The organism is Halomonas borealis (assembly GCF_004798905.1).
GTDB classification, from domain to species: domain Bacteria; phylum Pseudomonadota; class Gammaproteobacteria; order Pseudomonadales; family Halomonadaceae; genus Halomonas; species Halomonas borealis.
Window position 1 is genome coordinate 1 of record NZ_SDMO01000137.1, and the last position, 238, is coordinate 238.

General features: G+C 38.2%; 1 protein-coding gene. It reads left to right on the forward strand.

All coding sequences use genetic code 11. The annotated features are described in order from the left end of the window. Nucleotides 1–238, forward strand: a 238-nt coding sequence (locus tag ETC07_RS16430) for a hypothetical protein (protein ID WP_205742587.1), incomplete at both ends; no start/stop codon positions are given.

The window sequence follows — 238 nt, forward strand, 5'->3', positions numbered from 1 at the left end:
AAAGTCCTTATCTTTGAAGTTAGTAACCAAGAAACGCACTTTGATTTGCTCTATTGCCAAGCAATTAACCAAGATTATTGGATCACCATTGAAAATGTTGAGAGTCCTTCAAAGCATCTTCAGAGATTGGATAGGCGTGTACGGATGAGCATTGACTTTTATAAGGACAATGCTTATTGTCGTCTTTGGCAAGAGCTCAAAGAAGGAGACAATTGGAGCAAACGTAAAAAGGGTCTTT